The organism is Type-F symbiont of Plautia stali (assembly GCF_059731105.1).
Genome location: NZ_AP035909.1, coordinates 1,641,937 through 1,654,982 on the forward strand (window position 1 = coordinate 1,641,937; position 13,046 = coordinate 1,654,982).

Sequence of the window (13,046 nt, forward strand, 5' to 3'; positions counted from 1 at the left end):
ACCCCATGCGGGAGAGGGGCGTGGAAAGGCCCGTCGCACCTCTGTTTCAGGGAATCGCATGTTTGCATACATCCTTCGCCGATTGCTCGAGATGATCCCGGTTTTGCTGGTGGTCTCGCTGCTGGTTTTCGGCTTTATCAAGCTGCTGCCGGGCGATCCGGCGCGCATCTATGCCGGACCGGATGCGCCCATCGAGGCGGTAGAGGCGGCACGTCAGCATCTCGGGCTGAACGATCCGCTGCCGCAGCAGTATCTCCACTGGGTCGGCAGCCTGCTGCAGGGCGATCTCGGCATCACCTACCGCACGCAGCAACCGGTGCGGGAGGTGATCGCGCAGGGATTCATGCCGACACTGTGGCTCGCCCTCGCAGGATTTACCTGGTCCGTGATCCTCGGCCTGCTCTTCGGCGTTCTGGCGGCGCTGAAACGGGGGAAATGGCAGGACTGGACATTGATGAGCGTGGCCGTCGGCGGCATCTCCATGCCCGCCTTCTGGCTGGGGCTGCTGCTGATCCAGTTCGTCGCGATGCCGTTTGGACTCTTTTCGGTCAGCGGCTTTAACAGGGCCAGCGATATTGTCCTGCCCGCCATCACCCTGGGGTCGTCGGTGGCGGCCGTGATGGCGCGCTTCACCCGCTCAGCCTTTCTTGAGGTGGCGCAGGAAGATTACGTGCGCACCGCAAAAGCGAAAGGGCTGCGAAAACGGCTGGTGACGTGGAAACATGTGATGCGCAACGCACTCATCCCGGTGATCACCATGCTGGGCCTGCAGTTCGGTTTTCTGCTGGGGGGCTCTATCGTCGTGGAGAGCGTCTTCAACTGGCCTGGTCTGGGCTGGTTACTGATTGAGTCGATCAAGGCGCAGGACCAGCCGGTCATTCAGGCGCTGGTGATGCTGTTCGTGTTTGAATTTATCGTGATTAACCTGCTGGTCGATCTGCTCTATGCAGTCGTCAATCCGGCCATTCGTCTGCGACAGGAGCCGAGATGAGTTCGTCATCATTGACTGAAAACCCGCCACAGATCATTCGTTCACCCTGGCGCGACTTCCTGCACGCCTTTGTGCGTAATCCCCTGGCGCTGGTGTCGGGCGGATTTGTGCTGCTGCTGATTGTGGTCGCCCTCTTTGCGCCCTGGCTGGCCCCCTGGGACCCGATGGCACCGGACTGGATGGCGTTATCGTCGCCGCCTACGGCCGCCCACTGGATGGGGACCGACGAGCTGGGGCGTGACCTGCTGAGCCGGATTATTTACGGCGCCCGCATCTCGCTCTATGTCGGGGTGCTGTCGGTCACGCTGGGCATGATCGCCGGGGTGATACTGGGTTTACTGGCCGGCTACTATGGCCGCTGGATCGATATGCTGATTATGCGCGGCGCCGACGTGCTGTTCGCCTTTCCCGGCATGCTGCTGGCCATTGCGGTGGTGGCGCTGCTGGGAACGGGCCTGAACAATGTCATCATCGCGGTCGCGGTGTTCAGCGTACCGGTCTTTGCCCGTATCGTGCGTGCTTCGACGCTTTCACTGCGACAGGCGGCGTATGTTGAGGCGGTGCGCTGCGCCGGTGCGCCAGACCGGGTGATTATTCTGCGGCATATTCTGCCCGGCACGCTCTCCAGCGTGATTGTCTATTTCACCATGCGCATTGGCACCAGTATTCTCACGGCGGCGGGGCTGAGCTTTATCGGACTGGGCCCGGAGCCTGACGTGCCTGAATGGGGCAATATTCTGGCGATGAGCCGCAGCATGATGATGGCCGGGGCCTGGCATATGAGCGTCTTTCCGGGGCTGGCGATCTTTCTGACCGTGCTGGCCTTTAACCTGCTTGGGGATGCGTTGCGCGACACCCTCGATCCCAAACTCAAGGGCTGACGATGGATTTTCAACATGTGCAGCGCACGCTGCTGCTGGAGCGCTGGCGTGAGACGCGTCAGCTGGGTCAGCCGCGCAGCGCCTGCGGAGCCACTAATCGCATCAGCGATGTGGCGGGCGTGCGGGTCGGCCACTCTACGCTGAATGCAGGCGAGATTCAGACTGGCGTCACCGCTATCGTGCCGCCCGGCGACAATCTGTTTCTGACGCCGCTGCCGTGCGGGGCAGAGGTTCTGAACGGGTTTGCCAAACCGGTCGGGCTGGTTCAGATCGAGGAGCTTGGCGTGCTGCAGACGCCGATTCTGCTCAGCAACACGCTGGCGGTCGGCACGCTGTTTACCACGCTGGTACGGGATGCCATCCGTCGCAACCCGGAGCTGGGGCGAACGCTGCCGACGGTCAATCCTCTGGCGCTGGAGTGTAACGATGGCTGGCTCAACGATATTCAGGCACTGGCTGTCAGCGAGGCGATGGCGCAGACGGCCCTGCAGACCGCCTCAGCCGATTTCGCACGCGGCAGCGTCGGGGCCGGACGCGGCATGAGCTGTTTCAGCCTGAAAGGGGGGATCGGCACCGCCTCGCGGCTGATCCCCTCGCTCAGCGCCACGCTTGGCGTGCTGGTGCTGGCCAATTTTGGCGCACTGGAGGCCCTGACGCTCGATGGCGTGCGGGCCGGTGAGATGATTGCGCCGCTGCTGCCAGGCCACACGCCACAGCGCGATGCCGGTTCTGTCATCATCATCATGGCAACGGATGCGCCGCTCGAGGCGCGGCAGTTAAAGCGCCTCGCGAAGCGCGCCGGTGCTGGCCTGGGACGGCTGGGCAGCCACTGGGGCCACGGCTCGGGCGACGTTGCGGTGGCGTTTTCAACGCAACCGGTGCCGCAACCGCCACGGGAGGAGCAGCTGGAGCCGCTGCTTGCCGCCGCGGCCGATGCCACCGAACAGGCTGTACTGGACGCCCTGTTGAGCGCGGAGGCCGTGACCGGCTTTCGGGGTCATCATCGGCCCTCACTGACTCAGATACTGGACAGGTTAACCTCATGAAAATTTTTATCTCTGCCGATATCGAAGGCATTGCGGGCGTCATGTGCCCGGAGCAGTGCACCCCAGGCAACCCGGAGTACCAGCTGGCCCGGGGGCTGATGGAGCAGGAAGTCAATGCTGCGATTGAGGGCGCTTTCGCGGGCGGCGCCACGGACGTGGTGGTTGCAGACAGCCATGCCCGGATGACCAACCTGCGGGCGGAAAATATCGATTCCCGCGCCCGGCTGGTGCAGGGCAAACCTCGCGGGCTGTCGATGGTGGAAGGCATTGAACAGCAGCAGTTCGACGGCTTATTTCTGGTGGGCTATCACAGTGCCGCGGGTGAACCCGGCGTGCTGGCGCATACCATTAACGGCCGGGCATTCTGGCGTATCCATATCAATGGTCTGGTGATGGGCGAAACCGATATTTACGCCGCCGCCGCGGCTGAGCAGGGCACGCCACTGCTGCTGGTGACGGGCGACGATCAGCTGCAGGGCTGGATAGCGGAACACTACCCGACGGTCGATTACGTCTGTGTCAAACGCGCCATTTCCCACACCTGCGCGGAATCGATCAGCCCTCACGCCGCGCAGCGTGCGATTGCTGCCGCGGCACGCACCGCATTGCAGCATCAGCCTCAGGTGAGCACGACCCGCCTGACGGCACCCTACGCGATGCGGCTGCAGGCCAGCAGGCCGGTGCTGGCCGATCTGTTCTGCCTGATCCCCGGCGTCACGCGTCTTGATGGTGTCACCGTCGGCTATCGGGCGGAGAAAATGGCGACGTTAATCAGCCTGCTCAGTGCCTTCTCTTATCTGGCGACGACCCAGTCGTAGCGACATTACCCCGTAGATGTAACCCTGTCTGTGAGGCGGGTAACTGCCTCCTCTCTGGCTATGCGGTACAGTTTTTGCATGAGGAGACGATTCGCCTCTCCTCCGCCCGGACCTGATCAGGCCACCTGGCGGAGGCGCCTTTATTCGCTATTCCATCCAGGGTAAAAATTATGCGGCTCCGCCATATAGAGGTCTTTCAGGCCATCGTTCAGACCGGCAGCATCAGCGCAGCGGCGCGCCTGCTGAATGTGTCGCAGCCGAACATCAGCCGGGTGCTGAATCACGCTGAGCAGCAGCTGGGGTTTGCGCTGTTTGAACGCCGTATTCAGGGGATGAGCGTGACAGCAGAGGGGCGGCGCCTGCTGCCGGAAATCGACGAACTCTGTCAGCGCCTGCAATCCATTACTCAGCTCGCCGAACAGCTGCGGCGCGGCGAAGGGCAGTTAGTGCGCGTCGGGGCGGCTCACGCATTTGGTCAGATGGTGATGGCTCCCGCCCTGGTGACCTGGCGACAGCAGATGGCCTCTGTCAGCGTTGAACTGGTCACCGAGCACTTCAGTACCTTATGCCAGATGATCCTGGAGAATCAGCTCGATTTTGCCCTGGTTTTCGGTCAGCAGGTCGACGCGGCTCTGCTGGCTGAACCCCTGTTTCACTCCTCCATGGTGGCGCTGCTGCCACGTCATCATCCCCAGGCTGACCCCGTTACGCTGGCGTGGTTATGCGACAACAATCTGCTGATGATGCAGGCCCAGGACCCTTTAGGGCGCGTACTCCATCGTGCGCTGCGCGATAAAAAACTGAATCCCGCCGTGTCGTTATCGATCAAAACCTACTCGGTCATCGCGGATATGGTGCTGGCGGGCGGCGGCGTGGGCGTCGTGGATCTCTTCACCGCCTGCCGCTATGCCGACCAGCTGAAATTGCTGCCCGTGGCCCAGCCCCTGCCGTTTGAAGTGATGCTGATCAGCCGGCGCGACCTGCCTCAGTCGCAGTCCACACTGCAGCTTAAGCAGGTGATTCGCAACCGACTGTGGGAGATTGCCCGGCAGTGTGAAACGCAGTTTATTGCTGGCTGAGACGTCGCGCATTCCCGCGTCCCGACAGGGCGTTTTATGACGTGCATCACAAAACCTTAAGAATGTCGCTCAGGTATGAAACCGGACTCGCGCCTGCCGCACTCAACTCTCACGTTGCGGGGTGAGTCACTCACTTCGCAAGTCATCAACTGACCGGTTGCTGGTAACCGGCACAACCTGGCGGAGTGAGAATGATGGATGGAATCAGAAGTCACGGGCGCACACCTGCATCCGGACATGAGGAGATCGCCCTGCGATCACGTACGACGGCGTCGACCGGCGCAGCGGCGGGCGTTGATGCCGCCGCGGCAAACCGGCTACAGGAGATTGCGCGTATTGAGCAGGTCCTGAAAAATGAATCCAGTAGTGCCGACGGCGTGCACGAACACATGCAGCGGGTCGCTGTCACGCTACATGATGAAATGGGGCAGACTGCAGATAATGTCAGCGATGTGCTTAAACACGCCCGCGACAGTGACAGACGAACATCGGCACTCGCCGAGTCTGCGATAGGGCTGGCTTACGGACTTTCCGGCGTGCCCGGTGACCTGGCGGGTAAGTTGCTGGCACATCAGCTCAATCTGGAGCCGGGCACCAAAGCACACGATTTTGTGACAGGTCTCACCGCTGGACTGACGGCGGTTGCCTTCAAGGCGGTTGTCTCTAAACTTGTCGATAACAGCCTTAAAGAGGGTAAGTGGATGCAGGCTGACGAAAATTACCTCGAACCCTTTATGCAGGAGGTAATGAAAAGGCACGACACGCTGGGGCATAAGACACAGCAGGCGGCGCTGGGAGGGACAGGGTATAACCTGCGCAACCCGATTAACGCAGCGATCTCCGCGGGTACACAGACACTCGCAGAAAACGCGCCGGGTGCGCAACCCATGAGTATCCTGAAGAGTGCAGGTAAAGCGGCTTATCTTGGCAGTCAGATGGCCAGTATGGCCTTAACCTACGGTGCCGGGGCGGCAAGTGGGGTTGCGCAGAACCGTTTCGACCGCCTGAATAACGCGGAGTACTTATTTGGCCGCACTGACTGGCAGGAACGTTATAACGCCTTAGCCAGCGGGCAGGGGCATAGCGCGCAAGGTGGCCGTTTTGATGCTCTGATGAACAATGCGAAGACGCCAAAAACCTGGTGCAGTGCCGTGCGAAATCTTGTCGCGCTCTCTCAGCTGGTCGAAGGCTTCGCGTTGGGCGGCGGGCTGGGACTGGCAAATATGTCGAAAAGAGGCGCGAGTGAGGCTATGGCATCGTCTATGGCCAAAGGGCTGGGCAGTATCGAGGAGGTCATGAAAAATCCGGCTAACCGCGCCGTGCGTGAACTTGCAGGTCAGGGGGCCTATATCCCGGTGGCGGCGGCGGCCTATTTTTCACAGGGGGCGGCCGCCATTGCCTATGATGAGCTGAAAAAAGCGGTGAAAAACAAACTGGGTCTGAATGACGAAGGCAATACAGGCTCTTCATCATCTGCCGTCACTGACACCACGGACGGTGACGCCCATACCGCTTCGGGCGCAGGAACACCTGAAGGTTCGCCTGCGCCAGATGGCAGCGCCGGAGCGAGCCTGCATGAATCAATGCCAGCCTCAGACGCGGATGCCAGGGCGGCATCCCCGGCCGGAACGCCAGCGCCAGGTGAAAGAACCGGAACCGCAACGCCGTCAGAAGCAGAGGTGTCGGACAGCGGCAGTGTGCAGTCGGGCTATTCCGGCGAGCTGAGAAATAGCCCGCCAGCACGCTCACAACAGATGCACGAGACGGGCGATACCCATGCCTGGTGGAAAGAGTTCCCCTCGACGGAAGCGATAAAGACAGATCCGAAAGAGCATACCGAGGCTGATAAGGCAGCCCTTGATGCGTTGCTGAACATAGAAACAGCCAGCATGGAGGAGCGTATCGAAGAGATGATCCCACTGTCAGACGCCTTAACCTCGTTGTCTGCCTCATCAGACGCCGCCGGGCCAGCCGCAGGTTCGGCAGAACCGGCCGCTCCGGCAGCCGCCGCCGCTCCGGCAGAAGCCGCCGAACCGAAAAAACCTTCCTGATACCTCCCGTCTGAAAGCCGCAGCGATGCGGCTTTTTTTATGCCTGAATTGCGCGGCCTCACACGTCCGCCGTAACCCGCATCTGCGCTGTTCCCCCCCGTAAGAGCGCGTTATGGCGGCCACGCTAGCGGCCTGAGCAAAAAAAAAGTCCCTGTATCGGCTACAGGGACAAACGTCAGCTGTCAGAGATCAGGCAAACGGTGGCGGTTCGTTCTTTCCTTTTCCGCCGGCATTCTCCATCGCAATCTGCACGGTATCGGTGGCTGCGGTAATGCCCCAGCCAACCGGCCCTCGTGCTGCACTCAGTCCGCCTTCGGCGAGTCCTTTCAGGCCGCCGGTAAAGACTTCACCCACGTTGCGCGCCTCACCAATATTGTTAAAGAAAGGCGCAGCAACAGATTTCAGGATGGGGATGTTCGACAATATCTTGCCAAACTCACCCATCCCCCACTGGAAGTTATCTTTATTGGTTCCATCCGGACGCACATGCGTATCGTTCGTCTGTGGCAGCTGTTTATTCTCCGGCAACATCTTCAGCCCCTGCTCGGCGATATCCTTCAGTACACCCGCCTCGGTACCGTGGCGGGCGTCGCCATCCCTGGTGATGCCCTCAATCTTGTCGTTCGCTGAGATCTCCTTTCGCTCGCTGCCGTCACGGGCGTTAAGACCTTTGATGCTGTTCAGCACGCAGGCCATGTTATAGGCTGCATCAGCACGACTTTTCGGATCCTTATTGGCATCCGTCCAGTCGCCGAAGCGCTCCTTAAGCTGCTCGCGCTTGATATCTTTCTGATTGCCGAGGTTTTTCAGCACCGGATTCTCATCAATGATCTGTTCGGCGCTGCGGTTATCCCCCGGCGGGCGGCCCGTCAGGTTCTCCTCTGTCGGCCTGACGCGGGTGTCCTTCTCACTGCTTCGCACGCCATCGCCCGCTGCCTGCGGAACGTCTTCACCGGCTGTTTCGCTGACAAATAACGCCGTGGGTAGCGCGCCTTCATCAGCGGCGGCCGGATCTACCAGCGCCCCTGAACCCAGCTGGGATAACAGCTGATCTAACTGGCAGGTCGGATCGGTCAGCCCCGCGAGCGGGGTTCCGCCTGCACTGGCCCAGGAGACGGGAAGATCACGCCCCGCACCCGCCAGCGAAGCGCCGGACTGGAAAGCGGGCAAGGGCAGATTACCCGGCAGTTGCCTGCCGGGTGAAAACGCAGGCGTGATGCCGCCTGCGCCAGGTATATTCATCACCATAGAGTTTCCCCTGCATCAGCTTTGCGTATTTTTCCCGGAAGATTGCCCCTCGCCACCGCCCAGCAGCCCCTGCAACAATGAAGAGAGCCCCAACAGCGACAGCAGGTTCTGCATCATGCCACCCTGGCCTCCATTATCCGTTGCGCCCTGACCCGGTGCCTGTGGGGCATTACCGCCGGATTCTCCGCTCTCTGCGCCTTTACCTTTATCAGCCCCCATCATCTGCTGGAGCAACTGCTGAAGCATCTGCATCAGCTGCTCAAGCGGATTGCTGCTACTGTTCGCGCCCTGTGACGGCGCCGGGGTCGTCGCTTCCGCCGGCTGCTGCGCTTTGTTTCCCCCGCCCAGCAGCTGTTGCAGGCCGGTCAGCATCATAATCTGCTGCAGTAAGCCACCGCCGCCCAGAGCGTCAGGCGAGCTGGCCCCTTTTGACGGGCTGTTGTTCTGGCTGCCGCCTGAACCGGTCAGCGAAGCCAGCGTGCTCAGGCCGCCAAAGGCGTTACTGGCAAATGAGAGGGGGTTGGTTTTCGCATTATCAAGAAAAGATAACGATGATTTACCCGGCAGATCGGGTAAATCAGCTTTACCTGCCGGAGTGCCTCCCGCTTTGCCGGGCATTGTGGCCGACGGCAGATCGACTCTGTTCGCATTTGCCGCACCCCCACCAAATCCTGGAATTTTCATGATGTTACTCCTCAGTATTAATCAGTCAGTGATGAAATGGGCAGCCGCTGAAGCCGTAATATTTTGCAATCCTATTTTCTGCCGATTGCACAATTTTACTTTTCAGGCTGATGCTACCTCGCACTGTGAGTGGCGATTGTTCCGGGCTGGTTCCAGGCTGAATATTCTCTTTGTGATACGGGTTCAGATTCTCAACACGCAGAGGCGCCTTCAGGAAAATCATATCTTCATGTTTAATAAGATTTTTTATTAAATCCTGTAAGGTAATCCTTACCGGCTGCACGTCAATCCCTACAAAACAATAATCCTGGACTGATAGCGGGCCTGGACAGATTGAGTGAGAGTGAAGCCGCGGTAAATTTGTAATTCTTTACATCAGGCTCTGCTTCCGGAATTTCCAAACATGCTGAATTATCCGCGTGTCTTCTGTAAGACGCGCTTAAGTGAAGCTAACGGAGAATGTATGGTTCGTCTTTACAGGACACAGTCAGGCCAGGCGACTGTTGATGAGGAGAGGGCGGATAGCGTTTTACGTCAGGTTGATTCCCGTCCCTCTGTAGTGACGGGAGATGCCGAACCCGTAACCGATATCCATACCCATCTGTATAAGATTCTGAATACGATTGCGCCATTGAACATCGATGTCTTAATTGAGGGAGAAACGGGCACCGGGAAAGATGCGCTGGCCCAGCGGCTCTATAAGCTGTCCGGCTGTCGCGGCCCGATGGTGCCGGTCAACTGTGCAGCCATTCCGGAAACGCTGGCCGAAAGCGAGCTGTTTGGCGTCATGGCCGGGGCGTATACCGGCGCGAGCAGTTCACGGGCGGGATATATAGAGAGTGCCAATCACGGCGTGCTGTTTCTGGATGAAATTGACAGTATGCCGCTGACGATGCAGGCCAAGCTGCTGCGCGTCCTGGAAAACCGCGCGGTGGAGCGCCTGGGCAGCACTAAAAGTATCGGACTGGATCTGCGCATCGTTGTCGCCTCGCAGATTCCGCTGGCGCAGCTGGTAGCGCAGGGGCGTTTTCGCCGGGATCTCTTCTTTCGCCTCGACACGATTAAAATTGCCACGCCAACCGTTCGATCACGACCGGAGCTGATTCTGCCGATGTTTCGCCAGTTTACCCAGGAGGCGGCGTTGCGCCTCAATCAGCCACTGCCGCCAGCGTCGCCCGCGCTTGATGAAACCCTGCTGCTGCATAGCTGGCCGGGAAATATCCGCGAGCTGAAAGCGGCGGCTGAACGCTTTGTGCTGGGCCTGCCGCCGCTGTGCAGTGAGATCAGGCAGGAAGGGGGTGGATTACTCAAGGAGAGAATGCGGCGCATTGAGCGCAGCCTGATCCACGACTGCCTGAACCGCCACGATCATCGTATCGACGATGTCATTCTTGAATTAGGTATCCCCAGACGTACCCTCTATCACCGCCTGAAGCTGTTGAAACTTATCGCCTGACCAGTCGCCCGCCTCACCCGGGGTGGGCCAGACGCCTTACCGGCAGAAATATTTTCTTTGCGATGGAACCGGGTCGCTTCCTTTTTTACTTAATGAAGGCAACACCCAACGACAACTCATCATCAACGCGAGGAATTATTATGTCAGGTGCGAGCTTACTTTCTAACGGCATCACCAACGCAGCGTCTGCTTACACGCAGGTTGCCGGAGCCTACAGCGGTGCGAAATATATGGTCCGGTCGCAGCAGGCGATGGACAAAATGCAGGAAAATCAGGCCGATAAAATGGATCGTGACGTAGAGTTCCAGCGCATTAACGGCATCGCCGAAAGTAATGCGCAGGCTGCCTCTGCGGCTGCCCAGGTCAAAATTCAGTACTAATCCGCTCCGGCAGGGGGCCAGTTCCTGTCTCCCTGCTCTTTCATGCCACAGGAGTGCTACGGATGAAAGTCTCTCAATCTTCTTCACTCACCTCCGAACCGGTTCCCTCAGTTGAGATGTACAGCGAGCCGCCGTCGGAGGGGGATATTCAATGGTTTAACGCACAGCTGAATGGCCCGGCACCTGACGGTCGCAGTGGGACCGCTTCGGAACCCGGCGTGGTGGGCAATATCCTGCAATCGCTGAGCGGCAACCAGCGTGCGCAAAAAGAGGCCTTTCACGATCTCAGAGTCGCGTCGCGATCTTCCAGTGCGGAAGATTTTTCCCGCGCCAATGCGCAACTCTCTGATTACTACATCGAGAGCCTGATGAACGCCAAAGTGATCGCCAAAACCGTTCAGTCAGTCGACAAAATCAGCAATCTGCAGTGAATCCTATGAATGGCTCTGTAATGAAATGCCTCTGCGCCCTGTGTCTGGCGCTGCTGCTGACCGGCTGTGGCGACCAGACGCAACTGCACAGTGGACTCTCGGAAAACGATGCCAATGATGTCGTGGCAGAACTGAGCCGCTTTAAGATAGAGGCGGAAAAACAGGTTTTTAAAGAGGGGGTAAGCGTGAGCGTCGCGCGCGGCGATATCGAGCGGGCGGTCAATATTCTGAATGCCGCCGGACTGCCGCATCAGGCGCGAACCAATCTCGGCGCGGTGTTTCAGAAAAGTGGGGTCATCTCCAGCCCGCTGGAGGAGCGCGCCCGCTATATCTATGCGCTGTCGCAGGAGGTCGAAGCAACCCTGTCACAGATCGATGGCGTCGTGGTGGCGCGCGTGCACGTTGTCCTGCCGGAGCGTATCGCCCCTGGCGAGCCGGTTCAGCCCGCGTCCGCGTCGGTATTTATCAAATATCATGAAAATCTCGATCCGGACAGTATCGAACCGCGTATTCGGCGGCTGGTGGCGACCAGTATTCCGGGGCTGGTCGGCCGCGACGATCGCGACCTGGCGATCGTTTTTGTGCCAGCGAAAGCCTGGCAGGATAAGCCTGAAATAGTGCAGCTGGGGCCGTTTCAGCTTACCGCGGAACGATACGGGATGGTGAAGGTAGTTACAACATGCTTTGGAGTGCTGCTGCTGTTACTGGTGGGCAATGCCTTCATTCGTCAGGCTCTGAGCCGTAAGCGCCTGGCTGCTCAGGCGAAGTGAGGCATGATGCATAACGCTGCACCCGATGAAGAACTGGCTCTGCGCTGGCTGCGCTGGTGGCACACGGAGTGCTGGCTGCAGGCGGATGAAAGCTGGGGTCTGCCGCCGCTGGCCCGTTTATCTGTTCCTGTGCAGAGGCAGTATCTGCGTCAGCACGCCTCGTGCTGGCAACATACGCTGGGTATCTCAGGGGAGCTGGCCGCACCCGAGCCGATGGTGCTGGCTATCAGCGATTTGCCCCCTCAGCAGCGCGCGCAACTCCTCATTCTGGTCGCTGAAATTTGCGGCGGGGCCATGCCACTCTCCGCTGAGCTGAAGATCTGGCTGCGGCGTCTGGCGAAGGGGACGCGCGTTGCATGCTGGCTGCCTGCCGGGCTTTTCACCACCGGCGGCAGTGCCGACAGCCTCTGCCTGCTGCAGGCGTTATTCCCGACAATCTGGCCACGTCTGCGGCTGCTTTTTCCGGCAGAGGAAGCGCCGGTAAGCCCGGCACTTTCACTGCCCGATCACCGCCTGCGCCCCTTATGGGAAGTGGCGCTCTGGCAGGTGCAACATCCTTCGGGAGCGATGCGCAATGTGGAAACTTAAAAGCCTTTCCCTGCCGGAGGGCAGCCCGGCGTCGGGTACGCTGCTGCGCCGCGAGGCGCTTGCGCTTGGGCTGGAAGCGACCGCCATTATCCGCCAGGCGCACCAGCAGGCGCAGGCGATCCGTGAACAGGCCCGTGCCGAAGCGCAGGCTGAAAAAGCGGCCAGCCTGCGCGAATGGGAAGCCCTGTTCTGGCAGCAGGCGCAGACGCTCCTCACTGACTGGCAGCATCAGCGCACCGCCGAAGAGGCACAGCTGGTGGTACTGGCCGGCAAGGTCGTTAACGAGGCGCTGCAGCAACTGCTTGATGAGGTGGATGATGAGCGCCGGTTTCAGGTGTTGATCAGACAGCTGTTGCGTCACTCTCCGCGTCAGCAGCAGGCTACGCTCTATTGTGCCAGCGGGCAGGTGCAGCAGATTGCCGACTGGCTGGCCACGCAGCCGTCGCTGCGCTGGACGCTGTACGCCGACCCGGCGCTTGAGCCCGATCGTTTGCGGCTGATAACCGACACCGGTGAGCTGGTCGTGGACTGGCGGACGCTGCATCAGCAGCTCGCACCCGCGCTGGCAGAGGAGAGCACATAAAAAAACAAAAAATCTGTGGAACTGCTTTGCGTGCTGCGCC

14 protein-coding genes are annotated in these 13,046 nt (G+C 59.7%); 12 read left to right on the forward strand and 2 right to left on the reverse strand.

Going from position 1 to position 13,046, the window contains the following annotated elements; genetic code table 11:
- Nucleotides 1-58: 58 nt before the first annotated feature.
- The 6 genes from AC6I7A_RS07770 to AC6I7A_RS07795 all read left to right on the forward strand — a co-directional run bounded on the left by AC6I7A_RS07770 (nucleotide 59) and on the right by AC6I7A_RS07795 (nucleotide 6,866).
- Nucleotides 59-991: an ABC transporter permease gene (locus tag AC6I7A_RS07770; RefSeq protein ID WP_058956638.1), complete on the forward strand. Its 933-nt coding sequence runs from the start codon at nucleotides 59-61 to the stop codon at nucleotides 989-991.
- Nucleotides 988-1,872: an ABC transporter permease subunit gene (locus AC6I7A_RS07775; protein ID WP_046101680.1), complete on the forward strand. Its 885-nt coding sequence runs from the start codon at nucleotides 988-990 to the stop codon at nucleotides 1,870-1,872. The genes AC6I7A_RS07770 and AC6I7A_RS07775 overlap by 4 nt, the downstream gene beginning before the upstream one ends.
- A gap of 2 nt (nucleotides 1,873-1,874) precedes the next feature.
- On the forward strand, nucleotides 1,875-2,918 hold the full coding sequence (locus AC6I7A_RS07780) for a DmpA family aminopeptidase (protein ID WP_058956637.1): 1,044 nt from the start codon (nucleotides 1,875-1,877) through the stop codon (nucleotides 2,916-2,918).
- Nucleotides 2,915-3,736, forward strand: coding sequence for a M55 family metallopeptidase (locus tag AC6I7A_RS07785; RefSeq protein WP_046101681.1), 822 nt, complete (start codon nucleotides 2,915-2,917; stop codon nucleotides 3,734-3,736). The genes AC6I7A_RS07780 and AC6I7A_RS07785 overlap by 4 nt, the downstream gene beginning before the upstream one ends.
- A gap of 170 nt (nucleotides 3,737-3,906) precedes the next feature.
- Nucleotides 3,907-4,815 (forward strand): LysR family transcriptional regulator, encoded by a 909-nt coding sequence (locus tag AC6I7A_RS07790; protein ID WP_058956636.1) that lies wholly within the window; start codon nucleotides 3,907-3,909, stop codon nucleotides 4,813-4,815.
- A 191-nt stretch (nucleotides 4,816-5,006) separates the two neighbouring features.
- Nucleotides 5,007-6,866: a hypothetical protein gene (locus AC6I7A_RS07795; protein WP_058956635.1), complete on the forward strand. Its 1,860-nt coding sequence runs from the start codon at nucleotides 5,007-5,009 to the stop codon at nucleotides 6,864-6,866.
- Between the two features lie 189 nt (nucleotides 6,867-7,055).
- Here AC6I7A_RS07795 and AC6I7A_RS07800 read toward each other — a convergent pair whose 3' ends face one another.
- Nucleotides 7,056-8,114: a hypothetical protein gene (locus tag AC6I7A_RS07800; protein ID WP_058956634.1), complete on the reverse strand. Its 1,059-nt coding sequence runs from the start codon at nucleotides 8,112-8,114 to the stop codon at nucleotides 7,056-7,058.
- Between the two features lie 15 nt (nucleotides 8,115-8,129).
- The gene (locus AC6I7A_RS07805; RefSeq protein ID WP_058956633.1) at nucleotides 8,130-8,798 is read right to left on the reverse strand and encodes a hypothetical protein; all 669 of its coding nucleotides are present in this window, start codon (nucleotides 8,796-8,798) and stop codon (nucleotides 8,130-8,132) included.
- Between the two features lie 463 nt (nucleotides 8,799-9,261).
- On the opposite strand from AC6I7A_RS07805, the gene AC6I7A_RS07810 reads away from it, so the two are divergent.
- The 6 genes from AC6I7A_RS07810 to sctL all read left to right on the forward strand — a co-directional run bounded on the left by AC6I7A_RS07810 (nucleotide 9,262) and on the right by sctL (nucleotide 13,006).
- A complete protein-coding gene (locus AC6I7A_RS07810; RefSeq protein WP_058956649.1) occupies nucleotides 9,262-10,254 on the forward strand; it encodes a sigma 54-interacting transcriptional regulator in 993 nt (330 codons plus the stop codon).
- A gap of 140 nt (nucleotides 10,255-10,394) precedes the next feature.
- The gene (locus tag AC6I7A_RS07815; RefSeq protein ID WP_058956631.1) at nucleotides 10,395-10,634 is read left to right on the forward strand and encodes a hypothetical protein; all 240 of its coding nucleotides are present in this window, start codon (nucleotides 10,395-10,397) and stop codon (nucleotides 10,632-10,634) included.
- A 62-nt stretch (nucleotides 10,635-10,696) separates the two neighbouring features.
- A complete protein-coding gene (locus AC6I7A_RS07820; RefSeq protein WP_058956630.1) occupies nucleotides 10,697-11,065 on the forward strand; it encodes an EscF/YscF/HrpA family type III secretion system needle major subunit in 369 nt (122 codons plus the stop codon).
- A 5-nt stretch (nucleotides 11,066-11,070) separates the two neighbouring features.
- Nucleotides 11,071-11,835: a type III secretion system inner membrane ring lipoprotein SctJ gene (gene sctJ, locus AC6I7A_RS07825; protein WP_058956629.1), complete on the forward strand. Its 765-nt coding sequence runs from the start codon at nucleotides 11,071-11,073 to the stop codon at nucleotides 11,833-11,835.
- Between the two features lie 3 nt (nucleotides 11,836-11,838).
- Nucleotides 11,839-12,423 carry a hypothetical protein gene (locus tag AC6I7A_RS07830; protein WP_058956628.1) on the forward strand — a complete coding sequence of 195 codons (585 nt, stop codon included), beginning with the start codon at nucleotides 11,839-11,841 and terminating at the stop codon, nucleotides 12,421-12,423.
- Nucleotides 12,410-13,006 carry a type III secretion system stator protein SctL gene (gene sctL, locus AC6I7A_RS07835; RefSeq protein ID WP_058956627.1) on the forward strand — a complete coding sequence of 199 codons (597 nt, stop codon included), beginning with the start codon at nucleotides 12,410-12,412 and terminating at the stop codon, nucleotides 13,004-13,006. The genes AC6I7A_RS07830 and sctL overlap by 14 nt, the downstream gene beginning before the upstream one ends.
- The last annotated feature ends 40 nt before the right edge of the window (nucleotides 13,007-13,046 follow it).